Source organism: Lentzea guizhouensis (assembly GCF_001701025.1).
Lineage (GTDB): Bacteria > Actinomycetota > Actinomycetes > Mycobacteriales > Pseudonocardiaceae > Lentzea > Lentzea guizhouensis.
The window spans coordinates 1,820,659-1,840,121 of record NZ_CP016793.1 but is presented as its reverse complement, the minus strand read 5'-3'; the positions used below and the strand labels follow the sequence as shown (position 1 = coordinate 1,840,121).

The window sequence follows — 19,463 nt, the reverse complement described above, 5'->3', positions numbered from 1 at the left end:
CGCACGCTTCACGTGACCTGTGTCGGACCCAACTTCGTCACCATACGACTGCAGGACGTCGGCACAACGCAGCTCATCAAATGCAACGTCTCCATCAACGCCATGACGGATCTACTACTCGCGCTAAGCCTCTGCGAACGATTGGCACGCAGCAGATGGCCCACGCAAGCCAACACCGCCTCCCCATTCCCACAGAACCTCATTCACGAAGACGGCGACGCGATATGAGCACCGACGACATGACCAACCACCACGCAGACCACCCCGCAAACGCCAAAGAAGCTCTCAGCGCTGTCCGTGAACTCGTTCTAATGGGATTCGTCCCCGGCGCACTCGGAGGAACAGACGGCGACGGCCCGGAAATGATGCTGTACATCCGAGGCTCACTTCACTATATCGACGTGATCCACGTCTACGGCCACGAAGACGGACAAACGGCGGCGAGCCGCACCTCAAAAGGCGTCGAGACACAGAAGATCGTCGGCGACATACGGTCCATCGTGGACACCGTCAAGCAATGGCCGACCACCGCAATCGCAGACATCAGCGACTTCTGAGAGCGGTGACAAAGCATGAAACACCGCACCAGATCACGCACCGCCAGAACGCCTCTCAGAGCACTGTGGCGCTGGATCGTCTCCTACGACTCCCGCGAACGCCTCGGCTTTGTCGTGGAAGAAATCCTGAGCACCAACCGCCTGAACGCCACCGCTTTCAACGCCGCATCCAATGACACTGCCCAGTACATGAAAATGGTCCGCACCGGCAAAGGCAACGAGGCAGCCACGCTGTACCTCCACATTCGCGACACATACCCGAGCACCGTGCGGAATCTGGCTCTCTGCGCCACTCTGCTGCGTCACGGTCTTCTCACAGGTCGACTAGTGGCACGCGATTACGACTTGATACAGAGGAAATGCGGGCACATCAACGGCGGCGCAAAACTGCGCCCGTTCTTCAGCAAGATCGACCGCGTCAGCAGGAGTATGCAATGAGACCGGACCTGATCGACTACATCTCCTTCATCCTGCTGACCGCAGGACTGCTCATCGCCCGCCGATTCGCAAAGATACTGAAAAACAAACGCAGGAAATTGTCAACTGTGCCCGGCTTGTCACCGACCATTGAGCGACCGCCCACGTTGTGCAAGCTGTGCCCGATTCGCGGTGTCTGCAACAACGCTATCGAAAGCCGCTAAGTATTCTCCAGCAAACGAGGAAACTATCAGCATGCCCGCCGCTCCACCCGAAGGACGCCCGACACTCTCCCGCTTCACGATCATCATGCTTCTCCTCAGTGAACCCGATCGCTCATGGAGTCCAAAAGAAATCCATAGCCAGACCGGATGCAACCCAAAAATGGCCAGCAACGCCCTTCAGAGACTTTATGAATTCCGGCTTGTTGTGGAAGCCGAGAACCACCTGCCGACCCGACCCCGGTACCAACTCACCAATGCCGGTCTGGCGCACTGTTTTCTATGGCTCACGCAGCACATTTCAATAGAAATGCTGGAACGTATGCAAAGAAGTCACGAAGGACGTGAAATAGTCAAAAAGTATATGTGCTTCATAGGGCATCTCTTCGGACACGGTAGCGCAAATCATTAACAATTGCCCTTAGGGGAAACCTAGCTCTGATCTGGTGGGTAACGCTAATCAAGCAAGGAAAGACGCAAACCGGGACATGCGGGCAACCGGGTTCATCCCGCCACCCAAATGCCCTCCGCACAATGACAAGGTAAGCTACTCGACCAACTGGATTGGAACCATGAAATGGGCGGAAGACCAATGTGAAGACTGCGGGCGAAAAACAAATCTCAGACCTGCATAGCTAACCGATTACAGACCTAAATCGTGCGGGAACCGAGATCGCAAGAAAGCACCGTGTCCCACTTGTAAGAACTTCCCTCACGCCTCAAATCGACAAGATCAACCGATTTCACTGTAGTCCAATGCGGTTCAATTCGCCGCAACTTGATCACTCGTTCGATCACTGGGCGAGCTGATACCGATTGATTCACGTATCCAACGCCTACGTGCGGTCGAAAGAGCTTGCTTGTGACGGTTGTCTGCTGATCGTCTCCATCCGTAATAATGTCGAAAATCTTAATGAGCGGCTCCCAGGGAAAAACGCTCATTCGGACAGCGCGGGGAGACCCTGCCATGGGGAAGAGACCCAACCGAAACTGATTGATTGCCGAGAGTTGTGTACGTATGCCGTCGGCGTTTTGGAGGGCATCACCTTCATCTGTATATATGCCGTAACTCGCGCGACGCATCGTCAGATGCAAGTCGTCCGATTCAATAGGATCCAGGAAGGGAAGGTTTAACTCCTGCTGACAAGAGCGCACAAGTTCGGCGACAGAGTGATCGTGCGAGAAGGTGAGCATCCAGTAGAACGACCGCTTGAAAGGCCTTTCCCAATGACTTTCCAATCGATCTAGTTCGTCGAAAGATTCGCGGTCATTGCTCAACACTGAACTCATGTCGTCGATTCGATCGGCGCGTTCCGGAGGAAAAGCCAAGTAGCTAGTCCTGGCGCTCAACTTTTGCTGTCCTCTTTTCGGGCTAGCGTCGCCTCTACTGAGCTGCGTTGGATTTGCTCCATGCATTGTGCAGCTCAATAAATTCACGTATTACCGGAACGACGATCCATTGTGACGCAATGTCCCGAAGCGTAGCGGCACGCTGTCGGATGGATTGAATGGGGTTCTTCCCACACTTCCGAAGCGCTGTGATTCCGAACGATGCCGCCTGTTCGAGATCAGGGGGATTCCGGATCAAAGCAGCTGTTGCGATATCAAGCCGGGTCAAAACTCGGCTCCAGTTTGAATCGGCTTCTTCCACCGCTGTGTCAATCTCGCCGATGTATTGAACAACCCGGTCAAGGTTTCCGAGGGGAACCCATGCCGTAGCTGCGTTGGCTGCGAATCGCGCATATCCGTACGGACTGAACGAAATGCACGAGTCGAGAATCTCGCTGTCATCCGCTATCGCGTCCAGCAGTCGCGCGCCATCACTGATAGCAGATGCTGCCTCATCGCGTTGTCCAAGCATTCCCAACGCCCTCGCTTCACCGTTTGAGCGAAGACGAATAGCTTGCGGCGAAGTGGGATCGAGCGCGATTCCAGACCGTGCGATCTCAGCAGCCTTTACGTAGTCCTTCTCATAATAAGCGCAGAACGACTGCGTGCCACGAACCCACATCATCAGGTCCACATCGTTTGCAACAGAGGCCATCATCTCGCCTTCTGCGCAATAGGCTTTAGCTACATTGAACTTTCCTGCGTTGACAGCCATGTAACCGAGGAGCGCCGCTGACTGTGCTGCAAGACGAACAATCTCGTCACGCTTAGCCGGATGGATCCAGCCATCGAGAACTTCCTGAGTCGTCTTACGGATCTTCAACGCTTCTGCTACGAGCTTACTCGGCCCCTCAGCTTCGTATCGTGACATCACGTCAGTGACCGCAATGCGCGTTAGTTCAATGACTGAGTCACTGGAACTGGCCGCAAAGGCCGTAGCTCTCTCTGCGATCGCTGCCGGACTCTCCCATTCGAACGAATCAGCTGATTTGCCGCTGCATGCCGCATCCTGAAAAGCCCGACTAGCGCGATTCTCCCCCGGAAAATCGAACCATAGAAGATCGTTCGGTATATGTAGAGCAGCCGCATATTTGCGGAGCGCTCCGAGATTTTCCTCGGGTTTTGCGCCTTCGATCCTACTGACTGCCGTTTGGCTCAATCCGAGCCAGCGGCCGAATTCCTCTTGACTGAGTGGTCGCCCGAGAAGCTTCACAAAGCGTTCATGTTGCCTGTAAGCCTTGAACACTTTACCCATATGATTCGCATCAAGAGCTGCGCACATCTCAGGCGTGGAAAAGAACTCTTTTGTCAATCCTGCCGGTGGTTTATCGAGTCCGCCAAATTCTCGCAGGCAGCGGCCGCACATCCGCGTCGTGTTGTCTGCGGCCAACGGCGTATCGCATCGACCGCATCGGCGTTCGCGTGAAGTCGAGGCACCACGTCCACGGGTCGGACTCATGACAGGGCGCTCACCTCACACGCTTCACCAATGACGGATCTCCAGAGTACTCCCTGTTCACGGCGATTTCCGCGAGTGCAAGTTGCAGACGGTAGGGCCTCACCAGCACGGCATAGCCCGCCGCACCTCTCCATGCTTGAAGTACCCGGATCGACCGAGTCACGAACAAAGAGCCCCTACCGCCCTACGTCGCAGGTCACACCGCGTTTGAGGCCGCTACCTCACTGGCCCTACGGCCCTACCCGGTAGGGGCAGCAGCCCGACACAGTAGGGCCGCCGGTAGCGGCACAAACGGTGTCTTCCCAGGTCACAAGTAGGTCACTAAATCGGTAGAAACCACTGGACGTATGGGGGCGTGGGGCCGGTCCCACGAGGTGCCCTGCTGAGCGTCGGGAAACACGGTGAAGATTGTGGTCACCGCACTAGCAGGGTTCGCCGATGTGCGAGTACGGCACCTTGTAGGAGACCCTGCACTGGGCGAGCCCGGACAGGTACGCGGCGTCGTACTTCTCCGGGCTCGCCTTGCCGGTCACCTCGAAGGGCTTGCCGTCGAGGTCCAGGACGTGCTCCCGCTGCTGCCCGTCGGCGGTGTGGAAGAGCTGCAGCTGAACTTGCAGTGCTGCTTGGTGGCGTTGGCGATCAGCAGGAACGGCGTGGATTCGTTCTTCTTCAGGTCGACCTTCCGCTCGAACAACGGCTGCGGCGGCTGGTCCCGCTCCGGTGAGCTGAGGAGGAACCGGGGCTTCGGCTGGTCGAGGTCGATGACGAGGTGCTCAGGGTCCTCTGCCGCGCCGGGGTCGCTGAAGCAGGTGCCGCCCAGGGGCTCGCCGCACTCCAGTTCGACCGGCCGCACGTCGGCGAGCTGAACGGTGTGGTCCAGCATCCCGTCCAGGCTGAAGCTCCAGCGGGCCTGGTTCACGCCGACCGCGCCGTGCGCTGCGAACCACTCGGCCTGCGACGGCCGGGTCGCCGGGGTCCGCTCGCTGAAGTTCACGACGACGTCCTCGTGCTCCAGATCGCCGGACGGGACGACCTTGTCGAAGGCCGACTCGTCCATCATCACCTTCCCGGCGAGCCGGATCGCGGCCGGTGGCGCCGACGACACCGTGCTGGACGGCGCCGCCTGCGGTGCGGCCGGGTCGTGCGGCCGCTGGGTGAGCCAGAGCGCCGCCCCGCCGGCCAGGACGAGCACCCCGCCGAGGCTCACGAGCTTGACCGCGTTCTTGTTGATGAAGAACGTGATGCCGCCGTGGACGTCACGGGCCTGAACGGTCTGGCCGGAGTTCTCGGCCTTGTTGTGCCAGTGCTCGTCGGCCACGCGCGACCCCCTGCTGAACAGCTCGACTGGGCCGTTCAGGCTGGCGGCGATCGACGTTTGGTGGCAAACCTCAGTGCTGCAGCGGGAACCCGCCACCGATCCCGCGCCACGCCAGGTTCGAGATCAACGCCACCGCGTCCTCCTTCGGCACCCGCCGGTTGTCCGCCAGCCACGACCGGGCCGTGACCTGCGACAACCCCACGAGACCAACGGCCAGCAGCCGCGCGCGCTCCGGGTCCAGGCCGGCGTCCGCGGTGATCGTGTCCGTGATCGCGTCCACCGAGTCGGTGGTGGCGCGCTCGACGGCGGACTGGACGGCGGGCTCGGAGCGCAGGTCGGACTCGAAGACCATCCGGAAGGCCTGGCCCTCGCCGTCCACGAAGTCGTAGAACGCGGCCACGGCGGCGCGGACGCGGAGCTTGTTGTCCGTGGTGGAGCCGATGGCGGTGCGGACGCGGCCGACCAGCTCGTCCACATGCGACTCGAGCAGGGCCATGTACAGCTCGAGCTTGCCGGGGAAGTGTTGGTACAGCACCGGCTTGGACACGCCCGCGCGCTCGGCGATCTCGTCCATCGCCGCGGCGTGGTAGCCGTTCGCGACGAACACGTCCTGCGCCGCTGCCAGCAGTTGGGCGCGGCGGGCGGTGCGCGGCAGTCGAACGCCCCTGCCTGCGGGTGCGCTCTGAGCCGTCTCCGTCATGGTGCCTCCAGCACTGTTCATCACTGCCGTCGGGTCGAGCGCCAGCCGACCGCGGCGTGACCGCAACCTTACTCGCTGGTAGCCCACTTCCGTGAACCATGTCTTGCCCGCTTCCCGCATCCTGGGGAGATGAGCACGCTGATTCCCGCCCCGCTGTCCCGCGCCGAGCTGCCGCCGCTGGACACCGGGCAGACGCCCTGGCCAGGTGAGTTCTGCCAGATCGACGACCACGAGGTGCACGTCAGGGTCACGCCGGGAAACGGGCCGCCCGCGGTCTACGTGCACGGCCTGGGTGGGAGCGCGACCAACTGGACCGACCTCGCGGCCCAGCTGAAGGACCACGTCAGCGGCTACTCGATCGACCTGCCGGGCTTCGGGCGCTCCGAGCCGATCCCCGGTTACGACTTCAGCCTCGCCACGCACGCCCGGACGGTCGTCAAGTACGTCGAGACCCTCGGCGAGCCGGTGCACCTGCTCGGCAACTCCATGGGCGGCGCGATCTCCGCCATCGCCGCCGCGACCAGGCCCGAGCTGGTGAGGACGCTCACGCTGGTCTCGCCGGCCGTGCCCGACCTCAGACCGCGCCTCGACCGCATGTCCGACCCGCGGATGGCGCTCACGGTCCTGCCGATCATCGGCGCGAAGGTCCGCCGCGAGCTCGCGAAGATGACCGCGCACGACCGCACCCGGCAGATGCTGGAGCTCTGCTTCGCCGACCCGAGCATCGTGCCGGACAACCGCATCGAGGAGTCGATCGCGGAGAACGAGGAACGCGCCAGGCAGCAGTGGGCGAACCGGGCGCTCAGCCGCAGCACCGTCGGGTTGATGACGAACTGGCTCACGCCCGGCGCGCGGTCGTTGTGGCGGGTGCTGCCGTCGGTGCGGGCGCCCACGCTGGTGCTCTGGGGCGAGAACGACCGGCTGGTCAGCGTTCGCAAGGGGCCGCGGACCGCGCGGACGTTGCCGAAGGGCCGGCTGCTGGTGCTGCCGAACACCGGGCACGTCGCCCAGATGGAACGGCCCGCCACCGTGGCGAGGGCCGTGCTGGGCATGTGGGAGGCGGTCGACCGGCAGACGTGGTGACCGACGACGGCCGTGCGGGCGGTGTGGGACCCTGGGACACGTGAATCGCGCCCCCGAGCGAGGACGAAGTGCTCCGCCCGCAGACCGCTACCGCCGTGGCGCGCGGCGTACCAGCGCGGAACCGCTCGCGGCCGCGTGGGAGCCGGAGGGCACCAGCCGGCTCCAGCGGCCACGCCGCAGCGGCGGGGTGAAGCGGCTCGTCTCCAGCTACGGCTGGCGGATCTACGCGATCCCGGTCCTGGTCGTGCTCACCGCGCTGGTGGTGCTCGACACGGTCCAGCCCAAGACGCCCGTGTCCGGTGACAACGCCGGCACGAACGCGGCCGAGACGCCCGTGAACACCCCCGAGCCGCCCGCGACCGAGGTCCAGGGCCAGAAGCCGCAGCTCAACATCCCCACCGCGGAGCTGCCTCCTGGCCCCGACTTCTCGCAGGACGGCGTCGGCACGTTCAAGGCGGTCGCCGGCAGCGGCCCGCGGGTCGGCGAGGCGAACGCGGCGAAGTTCCGCAAGTACTCGATCGCCATCGAGGACGGCGTGCGGCCCGCGGACTACAACGACGACGCGGCGGCGTTCGGGCGCACGGTCGAGGGCTTCCTGTCCGACCCGCGCAGCTGGATCGGCACCAAGACGGTCGCGCTGCAGCGGGTCGAGGCGAACCAGAACCCGGACTTCACGATCATCCTGACCAGCACGAAGACGACGCACGCGATCTGCGGCAAGGAGATCCCGTTCGAGACCTCGTGCTTCGACAAGCCCAGCAAGCGCGTGGTCATCAACGTCGCCCGCTGGGTGCGCGGGGCCATGGCCTACAGCCGGGACCTGTCCGGGTACCGCAACTACGTGATCAACCACGAGGTCGGCCACGCGCTCGGCAGCGGCCACGCGGCCTGCCCGGAGACCGACGCGCCGGCCCCGGTGATGATGCAGCAGACGTTCGGCGTCTCGAACGACTTCGTCTCGCAGCTCAACGCCGGTCTGGACGTGGTCCCCGCCGACGGCAAGGTGTGCAAGCCGAACGCGTTTCCCGCTGGGTGAGACGGCTTTCCAACCGGGAAGAGTCCAGGCAGGGTAGACGTTGTCTCGGACACGGAGACATTCGTCGAGGAGGACCAGCATGGCGCTTCCGCCGCTCGTTGAGCCAGCCGCGGAGCTGACCAAGGAAGAAGTCGCGCGCTACAGCCGGCACCTGATCATCCCGGACGTCGGGGTGGACGGGCAGAAGCGGCTGAAGAACGCGAAGGTGCTCGTCGTCGGCGCGGGCGGTCTCGGCAGCCCGGCACTGCTGTACCTGGCCGCGGCCGGGGTCGGCACGCTCGGCGTCGTCGACTTCGACGTCGTGGACGAGTCGAACCTGCAGCGCCAGGTCATCCACGGTCAGTCCGACGTCGGCCGCCCCAAGGCCGAGTCCGCGCGCGACTCGGTCGCGGAGATCAACCCGTTCGTCAAGGTGGTCCTGCACCAGACGCACCTGAACTCCGAGAACGCGCTGGAGATCTTCCGCGACTACGACCTGATCCTCGACGGCACGGACAACTTCGCCACGCGCTACCTGGTGAACGACGCCGCGGTGCTGCTGGGCAAGCCGTACGTGTGGGGCTCGATCTTCCGGTTCGAGGGCCAGGTCAGCGTCTTCTGGGAGGACGCGCCGAACGGCCAGGGCCTCAACTACCGCGACCTCTACCCGGAGCCGCCGCCTCCCGGCATGGTCCCCTCGTGCGCCGAGGGCGGCGTGCTGGGCGTGCTGTGCGCGTCGATCGGCTCGATCATGGTCACCGAGGCGATCAAGCTGCTCACCGGCATCGGCGACCCGCTGCTGGGCCGCCTGATGGTCTACGACGCGCTGGAGATGTCGTACCGGACCATCAAGATCCGCAAGGACCCGGAGTCCCCGAAGATCACCGAGCTGATCGACTACGAGGCGTTCTGCGGTGTCGTGTCCACGGACGCGCAGCAGGCGGCCGCGGGCAACACGATCACGCCGCTCGAGCTCAAGCACAAGCAGGAGTCCGGCGAGGACTTCCTGCTGGTGGACGTCCGCGAGCCGCACGAGTACGAGATCGTGAAGATCCCGGGCTCGGTGCTCATCCCGAAGGACAAGATCCTGTCGGGTGAGGCGTTCTCGGAGCTGCCGCAGGACAAGCCGCTGGTGCTGCACTGCAAGTCGGGTGCGCGCTCGGCGGAGGCGCTGGCGGCGCTGCACAAGGCGGGCTTCAAGGACGCCGTGCACGTCGGTGGCGGCGTGCTGGCCTGGGCTCGCGAGGTCGATCCCAGCCTGCCGACGTACTGACCGTCCGGCTTGACGGCGTCTGCAAGTACTACCAACGTGGGAGTCGGTAGTACTTGCAGACGCCAAAACGCTAGACCAGGCGGGTGGCGGCGCGAATCACGGCGTGTCGTGTTACACCACCCAGAAGGCCTAAGCAGGTAGCGTGCGCGATCGTGACCCGGTCTCCCGAACCGCCCCCAGCGCACGTGCGTGCGGCGTTCGGGGCACGTGACGCCGAACCAGAGCTCATCGACGGTGGCCCGGCGTGGCGATGTGGCGATGCCACGATCAGGCCCGCGCCCCGGCCCGCCGAGGCCACCTGGATCGCCAAGACCCTCGACAACCTCGACGTGCCGAACCTCAGGATCGGCCGGCCGCTGCGGTCCACCGACGGCCGCTACGTCGTCGGCGGCTGGTCGGCCACGAAGTTCCTCGCCGGCCGGGCCGAGGCACGCCACGACGAGGTCATCGCGGTCGCCCAGCGCCTCCACCAGGCCACGGCCGACCTGCCCAAACCCCGGTTCCTCGACGCGCGCACGGACGTGTTCGCCGTCGCCGACCGGTTGGCGTGGGGTGAGGAGGAGGTGCCGCTCGACGCCGACCTCGGCGGCCGGCTGTTCGACCTGCTGGCCGAGGTGCAGAAGCCGATCAACCTCAAGCCCCAGGTCGTGCACGGTGACCTGTTCGGCAACGTGCTGTTCGCGGGCAACGCGCCGCCGGCCGTCATCGACTTCGCCGCCTACTGGCGCCCCGCCGAGTACGCCGCCGCCGTGGTCGCGGTGGACGCCGTCGCGTGGGGTGGTGCCGACTCCGGCCTGCTCCACCGGTGGAGCCACCAGGCCGAGTGGGAGCAGGCGCTGGTGCGGGCCGTGTTGTTCCGGTTGGCCGTGCACGCGTTGCACCCGTTGTCAACGCCACAGTCGTTTGCGGGCTTGGAACGAGCTGCTCACCACGTGACCGCACTGCTCTGAGCGGGCCAATTTCCCGGTTCGAAACATTGCGGAGCTTCGGGTTAACGCGCGCTTCTTAGCGTCAGCGGCGTGACCCATTGCCCGTACTGCGCGCTCCAATGCGCCATGAGCGTCATCGACGGCCAGGTGGCCCCTGGTCCCGGTGGGCTGTGCCAGAAGGGCTGGACGGCGGGGGAGCTGCTGCGCCATCCATCCCGCCTCACCACGCCGTTGATCCACGGCGAACCCGCGTCCTGGGACGACGCGCTGGACTTCGTCGTCCGCAAGATCCGCGAGTACGAGCCCGACGAGGTCGCCGTGTTCGGCGGCGGCGGGCTGACCAACGAGAAGGCGTACCTGCTGGGCAAGTTCGCCAGGGTCGCGCTGAAGACCTCGCAGATCGACTACAACGGCCGGTTCTGCATGTCGTCGGCCGCGGCGGCCGGCAACAAGGCGTTCGGGCTCGACCGGGGCATGCCGTTCCCGCTCACGGACCTCAAGACCGCTGACACGGTGCTGCTCGCGGGGTCCAACCCGGCCGAGACTATGCCGCCGTTCCTGCGGCACCTCGAAGGCGCCCGGCTGATCGTCATCGACCCGCGCCGCACCGCCACCGCCGAACGCGCCACCCTGCACCTGCAGCCCGCGCCCGGCACGGACCTGGCGCTGGCACTGGGGTTGCTGCACACCGCGATGATCGAGGGGCTGGTCGACAAGGCCTACATCGCCGAGCGCACCACCGGGTTCGACGACGCCTGGCGGATCGCCGCGCAGTGGTGGCCGGAGCAGACCGAACGCGTCACCGGCGTGTCGGCCGCCGACCAGCGCGCCGCGGTGCAGATGCTGGCCGGAAGGTCTTACCTCCTCACCGGGCGCGGCAGCGAGCAGCACGCGTCCGGCACCGACACCGTCTCCGCGTGGATCAACCTGGCGCTCGCGCTCGGGCTGCCGGGCAAGACCGGCTCCGGGTACGGCTGCCTGACCGGGCAGGGCAACGGCCAGGGCGGCCGCGAGCACGGCCAGAAGGCCGACCAGCTGCCCGGTTACCGCAAGATCGACGACCCGGCGGCCCGCGCGCACGTCATGGACGTCTGGGGCGTCGACGAGCTGCCAGGACCCGGCCGCAGCGCCTACGAGCTGCTCACCGCCGACGACCTCAAGGCGATGCTGGTGTTCGGCAGCAACCCGGTCGTCTCGGCGCCGCGCGCGGCCGGTGTCGCGGACCGGTTGAAGGCGCTGGACCTGCTGGTGGTCGCGGACTTCGTGATGTCGGAGACGGCCGCGATGGCCGATGTCGTGTTCCCGGTGACCCAGTGGGCCGAGGAGGACGGCACGATGACCAACCTCGAAGGCCGGGTCATCCGGCGCCGCAAGGCACTCGACCCGCCGCCCGGCGTGCGCAGCGACCTGGAGCTGATCAACGGCCTGGCGTCCCGCCTCGGCGTCGGTGGTTTCCCCACGGAGCCGCGCGAGGCGTTCGAAGAACTGCGCAGGGCGTCGGAAGGCGGCCTGTCCGACTACTCCGGCATCACCTACGAGCGGCTCGACGACGAGCAGCTGCACTGGCCGGTGCCCTCGACCGACCACCCCGGCACCCCGAGGCTCTTCCTCGACCGGTTCGCCCACGCCGACGGCCTGGCGCGGTTCGTCCCGGTCGACCACACCGGCCCGGCGGAACCGCCGGACGCCGAGTTCCCGTTGCAGGCCACCACCGGGCGGGTCCTGCAGCACTACCAGTCGGGTGCGCAGACGAGGCGGATCGGCGAGCTGCTCAAGGCCGTTCCCGAGATGTACGTCGAGGTGCACCCCGACACGGCCGCGCGGGCGGGACTGGTTCCCGACGAACCCGCGCACGTCGTGTCCAGGAGGGGTCGTGTCACGGCCACCGTGCGGTGCGTGCCGAGCATGCGCGTCGACGCGGTGTTCCTGCCGTTCCACTTCCCCGGTGACGGGCGGGCGAACCTGCTCACCAACCCCGCGCTCGACCCCACGAGCCGGATGCCCGAGTTCAAGGTCTGCGCGGTGCGATTGGAGCGGGCATGCGACGAGTCGTGATCGTTGGCTACGGCATGGCGGGCGCGCGGTTGGCGGACGAGCTGCGCCGCCGTGACCAGGACATCTCCATCACCGTCATCGGAGCCGAGCCGCACGCCGCGTACAACCGCGTGCTGCTCTCGACCGTGGTCGCCGGGTCGATGCCTCCCGCGGCGACCCGCCTGCACGACGACAAGTGGGCAGTCGACCACAACATCGACCTGCGCCTGGGCCACGAGGTTCTCGCCATCGACCGCACCGCCCGCACCGTCACCCTGGAGGTCACGCGGGAGTCCCGCGTTCCCCTGGAGGTCACGGGGGACTCCCGCGTGACCGTTCCGTACGACGCGTTGGTGCTGGCGACGGGGAGTGTGCCGTGGGTGCCGCCGGCTGAAGGGCTGGTGGAGGACGGCGAGCTGGCGGAAGGCGTGGTCGCGTTTCGCACGCTGGACGACTGCGCGCAGATCGAGGCCAAGGCGCAGAAGGGCATGCCCGTCGTGGTGCTGGGCGGCGGGTTGCTGGGGATCGAGGCTGCCCGAGGGCTGGCCGGACGAGGGTGTCTCGTCACGGTCGTGCACCCGGTCGGCCACCTGATGGAACGCCAGCTCGACCCCGGCGCGGGCGGTGTGCTGGCCCGCACGCTCGGCAAGCTCGGCATCGAGTTCCGGCTGAACTCGCTGGCCGCCAAGTACCTCCCCGGTGACGGCCTGGTCCTCGACGACGGCACGCACGTGCCCGCCGAACTGGTCGTGGTGTCCGCGGGAGTGCGTGCCGAGACCTCGCTGGCGGTCGAAGCGGGGATCACCGTCGACCGCGGGGTCGTGGTGGACGACGCGTTGCGCACCAGCGACCCGCGGATCCACGCGATCGGCGACTGCGCCCAGCACCCCGGCACGGTGTCCGGGCTGGTGCAGCCCGCGTGGGACCAGGCGGCCGTGCTCGCCGACCGGCTGACCGGTGCGAACCCGGCCGCGCGGTACAGCGGCACGTCCGTGGTGACCCGGTTGAAAGCGCGTGACGTGGACCTGGCGGCGCTGGGCGACGTGCACGTCGATGTGGACTGCCCGGACTCGGAAGTCCTGTGCTTCCAGGAACCTTCGCGTGGCCGCTACGCCAAGCTGGTGCTGCGCGACGACCGGGTCACGGGTGCGATCGTGCTGGGTGCGCCGGACGCGGCCGCCACGATCACCCAGCTCTACGACCGCGGCATTCCCGCGCCGACGGACCGGCTGGCGTTGTTGCTGGGCCGGGCGTTGCCCGCCGAAGCGGCGTCACCGGCGGACCTGCCGTCCAGCTCGGTGATCTGCCGGTGCAACACCGTCTCCAAAGGACAGATCGTGTCGGCCTGGCGGGCGGGTGCGGAGACGGTGCCGCAGCTCGCGGAGGCCACCCGCGCGACCACGGGCTGTGGCGGCTGCAAGGACGCGGTGTGCGGGCTGCTCGACTGGCTGGGGGCCTCACAACCGGCTTCCGCCTGATGTGCGGCGGAGTTGCCGCCGCCGTCATCGAGCAGAACCCCTTGGTAATGCCCGGTTCTTAGGTTGTTCGGCAATCGCCGATTCCGCGGAGGACGCACATGAGCTGGATCGACCACTGGGAGCCGGAGAAGCCCGAGTTCTGGGAGTCCACCGGCAAGCGGATCGCCCGCAAGAACCTGGCGCTGAGCATCTTCGCCGAGAACCTCGGGTTCAGCGTGTGGGTGCTCATGAGCATCGTGGTGGTGAGCCTCGGCTCGGTCGGGTTCGACTTCAGCGTGGGCCAGCAGTTCTGGCTGTTGATCGTGCCGAACCTGGTGGGCGCGGTGCTGCGGGTGCCGTACACGTTCGCGGTGCCGCGCTTCGGTGGCCGGTTGTGGACGACGATCAGCGCCGGGCTGCTGCTGATCCCGTGCACGATGCTCGCCCACGCGGTGTCCACGCCGGGCACGCCGTACTGGTTCTTCCTGCTCACCTCGGCCGCGATGGGCTTGGGCGGCGGCAACTTCTCGTCGTCGATGGCGAACATCTCGTTCTTCTACCCGGAGGGCAAGAAGGGTCTCGCGCTGGGCATGAACGCGGCCGGCGGCAACCTCGGTGTCGCGGTCACGCAGCTCGTCGTGCCGGTCGTCATCTCTGTCGGCACCGGGATCAACCTGGCTTATGCGGCGCTGATCTGGATGCCGTTCATCGTGGTCGCCACGATCTGCGCCTGGTCGTTCATGAACAGCCTCACCCAGGCCAAGCCGGACGGGCGGTCGTACCGGCTCGCGTTGTCCAACAAGCACACCTGGGTGATGTCGTTCCTGTACATCGGCACGTTCGGGTCGTTCATCGGCTACTCGTTCGCGTTCCCGTCGCTGATCAAGCTCAGCTTCGTGGACTACAAGGGCTGGGTGGCGCTCGCGTTCCTCGGCGCGCTGATCGGCTCGGTCGCCCGGCCCGCGGGCGGGTGGCTCGCCGACCGGGTCGGTGGCGCGAAGGTGACGCTGGGCACGTTCGTCGGGCTCGGGATCGGCACGATCGGCGTGATGGTCAGCGTCGACATGAAGAACTTCGGGTTGTTCTTCGGCTCGTTCATCGCGCTGTTCGTGCTGGCGGGCGTCGGCAACGGCTCGACCTACCGGATGATCCCGGCGATCTTCCGCACGCAGTCGGACGACGACAAGTCGGCCAAGCGCCAGGCCGCCGCCGTGGTCGGCATCGCCGGTGCGATCGGCGCTGCCGGTGGCGTGCTGGTCAACCTGGTCTTCAAGTTCTCGCTGGAGGGCTCGAAGACCCTGACGCCCGCGCTGACCGCGATCCTGGTGTTCTACGCGCTCTGCCTCGGCACCACGTGGTGGTTCTACCTGCGGCGCAACGTCTTCGTGACGCGGCCCTCGCTCGCCTACGCGGGCGTGTGACGCACACCGCTCTGAGCAGCGGCGAGAGTTTCCTTTAACACCCGCGAAATGTAGCGGACCTTGGGATGACACGCCGCCCGGTGAGCATACCGGGCGGAAGGAGGAGTGCCCGATGACCCAGACTTTGGTCGTGATCGGCAACGGCATGGTCGGCCACCGGCTCGTCGAGATCCTTCGTGAGTCGTCCTGGCGGATCGTGGTGTTCGGCGAGGAGTCCCGTCCCGCGTACGACCGCGTGGCGCTGTCGTCCTATGTGGACACCTGGGACTCGGCGGACCTGGAGCTCGCGCCGCTGTCCGGCTGTGAGCTCCGGCTCGGCGAGAAGGCGGTCTCCGTCGACCGGGAACGCCGGGTCGTCGTGGGCGCCTCCGGCATCGAGGTCGCGTACGACGCGTTGGTGCTGGCCACCGGCTCGGTGCCGTTCGTGCCCCCTGTCCCCGGCCGGGACCTGCCCGGTTGCCACGTCTACCGGACGATCGACGACCTGGACGAGATCCGGGCGACGGTCGCGGCGGCCGACCGGCCCGGCCGGCACTCCGGCATGGTGCTCGGTGGTGGCCTGCTCGGGCTGGAGGCGGCGAACGCGTTGCGCGGCATGAGGGTCTCGCCGCACGTCGTGGAGCTCGCGCCGCGGCTGATGCCGATCCAGGTCGACGAGGGCGGCGCCGGGCTGCTGAAGCGGCTGGTCGAGAAGCTCGACCTGACCGTGCACACCGGGACGTCGGCCTCCTCCATCGAACGCGACGGCTCGCGGCTGATCGCCAAGCTGGCCAACGGTGTCGAGCTGGACCTCGACGTCGTGGTGTTCAGCGCGGGCATCCGGCCGCGCACGGACCTCGATCTGGGGCTGGAGCTGGGACCGCGCGGCGGGTACCTGGTCGACGCCGCCTGCCGCACCGCCGACCCGCACGTGTTCGCGATCGGGGAGTGCGCGGCGGTCGAGGGTGTGACGTACGGGCTCGTCGCTCCCGGCTACGCGATGGCCGAGGTGGTCGCGGACCAGATCTCCGGTGGCACGCGGGTGTTCCCCGGTGCGGACGTGTCGACGAAGCTGAAGCTGCTCGGCGTGGACGTGGCGTCGTTCGGTGACGCGCACGCCACGACCGAGGGCGCGCTCGAGGTCGTGGTGAACAACGCGGTCGCGGGCACGTACAGCAAGCTCGTGGTGTCGGACGACGCGAAGACCCTGCTCGGTGGCGTGCTGGTCGGTGACGCGTCCTCGTACCCGTCGCTGCGGCCGTTGGTGGGCAAGGAGGTCCCGGCCGCGCTGCTGCAGCCCGGGGGTGCGGTCGACGTCGAGATGCCCGCGGACGCCCAGGTGTGCTCGTGCCACGCGGTGACGAAGCAGACGATCACCGACGCGATCGGGTCGGGTGTGGCGTGCGACGTCGCCGAGCTGAAGGCGTGCACGAAGGCGGGCACGGGCTGCGGTTCGTGCGTGCCGATGCTGAAGAAGCTGCTGACCGACTGCGGTGTCGAGCAGTCCAAGGCGTTGTGCGAGCACTTCACCTGTTCCCGGGCGGAGCTGTTCGAGATCGCCCGCGCGACCAGGACCACGACGTTCACGGCGTTGATCGAGAAGCACGGCAGCGGGCGCGGCTGCGACATCTGCAAGCCCGCGGTGGCCTCGATCCTGGCGTCGCTGAACAACGGGCACATCCTCGGCGAGACGCAGGTCTCGTTGCAGGACACCAACGACAGGTTCCTGGCGAACATGCAGCGCAACGGCACGTACTCGGTCGTGCCGCGCATTCCCGGCGGGGAGATCACGCCGGAGAAGCTGATCGTCATCGGTGAGGTGGCCCGCGACTTCGGGCTCTACACCAAGATCACCGGTGGTCAGCGGATCGACCTGTTCGGTGCCACGGTCGACCAGCTGCCGGAGATCTGGCGCCGGCTGGTGGACGCCGGGTTCGAGTCCGGGCACGCCTACGGCAAGGCGTTGCGCACGGTGAAGTCCTGCGTCGGCACGACCTGGTGCCGGTACGGCGTGCAGGACTCCGTGGGGCTCGCGATCGACCTGGAGCTGCGCTACCGCGGTCTGCGGTCGCCGCACAAGCTGAAGTCCGCGGTGTCCGGGTGTGCGCGGGAGTGCGCCGAGGCCCGCAGCAAGGACTTCGGCATCATCGCCACCGAGAACGGCTGGAACCTCTACGTCGGCGGCAACGGCGGCTTCACGCCCCGGCACGCCGACCTGCTGGTGTCCGATGTGGACACCGAGACGCTGATCCGCACGATCGACCGGTTCCTGATGTTCTACATCCGCACCGCCGACCGGTTGCAGCGCACATCGGTGTGGCTGGAGGGCCTGGACGGCGGCCTGGACCACCTGCGTGAGGTCGTCGTCGACGACAAGCTCGGCATCTGCGCCGACCTGGAGGCCGCGATGGAGGCCCACGTCGGCTCCTACGCCGACGAGTGGCGCGGCGTGCTGGAGGACCCGGAGAAGCTCGCGCGCTTCACGTCGTTCGTCAACGCGCCCGGTACCCCCGACCCGTCGATCTCGTTCCGCGCCGAACGCGGCCAGCGCGTCCCCGTCCAGCTCGGCATTCCGGAGGTAGTGCGATGACCGTGGTCTGTGACCTCGCCCTGCTGCGCCCGGAGCAGGGTGTCGCCGCCCTGCTCCCCGACGGCTCGCAGGTGGCCGTGTTCCTCACCGCCGACGGCACCCTGCACGCCCTGGACAACATCGACCCGTTCAGCGGCGCCGCCGTGCTCTCCCGCGGCATCCTGGGCGACCGCGGCGGCGTCCCGGTGGTCGTCTCCCCGGTCTACAAGCAGGCCTTCGAGCTGGCCACCGGCAAGTGCCTCGACTCGCCGGAGGTGTCGGTCGCCGTGCACGAGGTGCGGGTGCGTGACGGCGTCGTGGAGCTGACGTGACCGGCCCCCTGGCCGGCTTCACCATCGGCGTCACCGCCGCCCGCCGTGCCGACGAGCTGATCGCCCTGCTGGAGCGCAAGGGCGCCGTGGTGGTGCACGGCCCCGCGCTGCGCATCGTGCCGCTGCCCGATGACACCTCCCTGCTGGCCGCGACGACCGAACTGCTGTCGGCCCCGGTCGACGTGGTCGTGGCCACCACCGCGATCGGTTTCCGCGGCTGGTTCGAGGCAGCTGAGGGCTGGGGCCTGGGTGCACGACTGCAGCGCGGGTTGTCGTCAGCGGTGGTGCTCCCGCGCGGCCCGAAGGCGAAGGGTGCCGTCCGAGCGGCGGGCCTGACCGAGACGTGGTCACCGTCGTCGGAGTCGAACGCAGAGCTCCTGCAGTACCTCCTGCGCATGGGCGTCGCCGGCAAGCGCGTCGCCGTCCAGCTGCACGGCGAACCACTCCCGGACTTCGTCGGTTCGCTGCAGGCCGCGGGCGCCGACGTGGTGGAGATCCCGGTCTACCGCTGGGAACCACCGGTCGACCCGGCCCCGCTGGAGCGGCTGGTCGAGGCGGTGCTGGCGGGCCAGGTGGACGCCTTGACGTTCACGAGCGCTCCGGCGGCGTCCTCGGTGCTGCGGACAGCAGGCGACCGCCGTCCGGCTCTGGTGGAGGCGTTGCGCCGCAACGTCCTGGTGGTCGGTGTGGGCGCGATCACCGCAGGACCGCTGGTGGCGGCCGGCATCCCGGTCGTGCAGCCGGCCCGGTCGCGGATCGGGTCGATGGTCCGCGAGCTGGCGGTCGAGCTGCCCGCGCGGGCCACCCGGTTGCGAATCGCGTCGCGGGACCTGGAGATGCGGGCACAGGCCGTGGTGGTCGACGGCGAGCTGCGTCCCGTCGCACCGGCGCCGATGGCGGTGCTGCGGACCCTGGTCGCGGCGCGCGGGCGGGTGGTGTCGCGCCAGGACCTGTTGGCGGCATTGCCTTCCGGTGGTGAGGAGCACGCCGTGGAGACCGCGATCGGGCGGTTGCGGACGGCGTTGGGGGCGCCGCAGATGGTGTGCACCGTGGTGAAGCGTGGGTACCGACTTGCGATGGAGCCTGCATGAAGCTGGTCTTGGCGTTCCACGGCACGCGTTCCGCGTCGGGGTTGTCGGTCTGCTCGTCCATCGCCGCGCTGGTGCGGGAGTCGGTGGACGTGCCGGTCGAGGTCGCCTACGCGGACGTCGTCCAGCCGGACGTCCGGTCCGTTGTGGACGGACCGTGTGTTGTCGTGCCGGCGTTCCTGGCTGCCGGGTACCACGTGCGGGTGGACATCCCCGAGCAGA

Annotated in this window: 17 protein-coding genes and 1 pseudogene; 14 read left to right on the top strand and 4 right to left on the bottom strand. The window is 67.0% G+C overall.

Annotated features, from left to right (window positions below; genetic code table 11):
• Positions 1-224 precede the first annotated feature (224 nt).
• From BBK82_RS50050 to BBK82_RS50040, 3 genes are read left to right on the top strand one after another with little or no spacing between them, the layout of a single operon-like run.
• Positions 225-557, top strand: a complete 333-nt coding sequence (locus tag BBK82_RS50050; RefSeq protein ID WP_154697205.1) for a hypothetical protein — start codon at positions 225-227, stop codon at positions 555-557.
• Between the two features lie 15 nt (positions 558-572).
• Positions 573-995, top strand: a complete 423-nt coding sequence (locus tag BBK82_RS50045) for a hypothetical protein (RefSeq protein ID WP_154697204.1) — start codon at positions 573-575, stop codon at positions 993-995.
• Positions 992-1,198 (top strand): hypothetical protein, encoded by a 207-nt coding sequence (locus tag BBK82_RS50040; protein ID WP_154697203.1) that lies wholly within the window; start codon positions 992-994, stop codon positions 1,196-1,198. The genes BBK82_RS50045 and BBK82_RS50040 overlap by 4 nt, the downstream gene beginning before the upstream one ends.
• A gap of 648 nt (positions 1,199-1,846) precedes the next feature.
• Here BBK82_RS50040 and BBK82_RS50035 read toward each other — a convergent pair.
• The 4 genes from BBK82_RS50035 to BBK82_RS09150 form a co-directional block, all read right to left on the bottom strand.
• On the bottom strand, positions 1,847-2,485 hold the full coding sequence (locus BBK82_RS50035; protein ID WP_154697202.1) for a 2'-5' RNA ligase family protein: 639 nt from the start codon (positions 2,483-2,485) through the stop codon (positions 1,847-1,849).
• Between the two features lie 94 nt (positions 2,486-2,579).
• A complete protein-coding gene (locus BBK82_RS50030) occupies positions 2,580-3,974 on the bottom strand; it encodes a helix-turn-helix transcriptional regulator (protein WP_154697201.1) in 1,395 nt (464 codons plus the stop codon).
• Positions 3,975-4,572: 598 nt separating this feature from the next.
• On the bottom strand, positions 4,573-5,361 hold the full coding sequence (locus BBK82_RS09155) for a hypothetical protein (protein WP_154697200.1): 789 nt from the start codon (positions 5,359-5,361) through the stop codon (positions 4,573-4,575).
• A gap of 70 nt (positions 5,362-5,431) precedes the next feature.
• Positions 5,432-6,061: a TetR/AcrR family transcriptional regulator gene (locus tag BBK82_RS09150; protein ID WP_065914606.1), complete on the bottom strand. Its 630-nt coding sequence runs from the start codon at positions 6,059-6,061 to the stop codon at positions 5,432-5,434.
• Between the two features lie 129 nt (positions 6,062-6,190).
• Between BBK82_RS09150 and BBK82_RS09145 the strand changes: the two genes are divergently transcribed.
• The 11 genes and pseudogenes from BBK82_RS09145 to BBK82_RS53900 all read left to right on the top strand — a co-directional run.
• Positions 6,191-7,144, top strand: a complete 954-nt coding sequence (locus BBK82_RS09145) for an alpha/beta fold hydrolase (RefSeq protein WP_065914605.1) — start codon at positions 6,191-6,193, stop codon at positions 7,142-7,144.
• A gap of 40 nt (positions 7,145-7,184) precedes the next feature.
• Positions 7,185-8,180: a DUF3152 domain-containing protein gene (locus BBK82_RS09140; RefSeq protein ID WP_237048108.1), complete on the top strand. Its 996-nt coding sequence runs from the start codon at positions 7,185-7,187 to the stop codon at positions 8,178-8,180.
• Between the two features lie 79 nt (positions 8,181-8,259).
• The gene (moeZ, locus tag BBK82_RS09135) at positions 8,260-9,432 is read left to right on the top strand and encodes an adenylyltransferase/sulfurtransferase MoeZ (RefSeq protein ID WP_065914603.1); all 1,173 of its coding nucleotides are present in this window, start codon (positions 8,260-8,262) and stop codon (positions 9,430-9,432) included.
• A 152-nt stretch (positions 9,433-9,584) separates the two neighbouring features.
• A complete protein-coding gene (locus BBK82_RS09130) occupies positions 9,585-10,382 on the top strand; it encodes a TIGR02569 family protein (RefSeq protein ID WP_071812558.1) in 798 nt (265 codons plus the stop codon).
• 105 nt (positions 10,383-10,487) lie between these two features.
• Positions 10,488-12,416 (top strand): molybdopterin oxidoreductase family protein, encoded by a 1,929-nt coding sequence (locus tag BBK82_RS09125; protein WP_065914601.1) that lies wholly within the window; start codon positions 10,488-10,490, stop codon positions 12,414-12,416.
• Positions 12,401-13,873, top strand: a complete 1,473-nt coding sequence (locus BBK82_RS09120) for an FAD-dependent oxidoreductase (protein WP_065914600.1) — start codon at positions 12,401-12,403, stop codon at positions 13,871-13,873. Before BBK82_RS09125 ends, BBK82_RS09120 begins: the two co-directional genes overlap by 16 nt.
• Before the next feature lie 98 nt (positions 13,874-13,971).
• Entirely contained in the window at positions 13,972-15,273 is a 1,302-nt protein-coding gene (locus tag BBK82_RS09115; RefSeq protein ID WP_065914599.1) for an MFS transporter, read from the top strand.
• A 112-nt stretch (positions 15,274-15,385) separates the two neighbouring features.
• Positions 15,386-17,842, top strand: a complete 2,457-nt coding sequence (gene nirB / locus BBK82_RS09110; RefSeq protein WP_065914598.1) for a nitrite reductase large subunit NirB — start codon at positions 15,386-15,388, stop codon at positions 17,840-17,842.
• Positions 17,839-18,153 carry a nitrite reductase small subunit NirD gene (nirD, locus tag BBK82_RS09105; RefSeq protein WP_065914597.1) on the top strand — a complete coding sequence of 105 codons (315 nt, stop codon included), beginning with the start codon at positions 17,839-17,841 and terminating at the stop codon, positions 18,151-18,153. Before nirB ends, nirD begins: the two co-directional genes overlap by 4 nt.
• On the top strand, positions 18,150-19,244 hold the full coding sequence (locus BBK82_RS09100; RefSeq protein WP_065914596.1) for a uroporphyrinogen-III synthase: 1,095 nt from the start codon (positions 18,150-18,152) through the stop codon (positions 19,242-19,244). The genes nirD and BBK82_RS09100 overlap by 4 nt, the downstream gene beginning before the upstream one ends.
• Positions 19,241-19,450: pseudogene (locus BBK82_RS53900) on the top strand (sirohydrochlorin chelatase); the annotation flags it as partial. The gene BBK82_RS09100 and the pseudogene BBK82_RS53900, both read left to right, overlap by 4 nt.
• Positions 19,451-19,463: the final 13 nt, after the last annotated feature.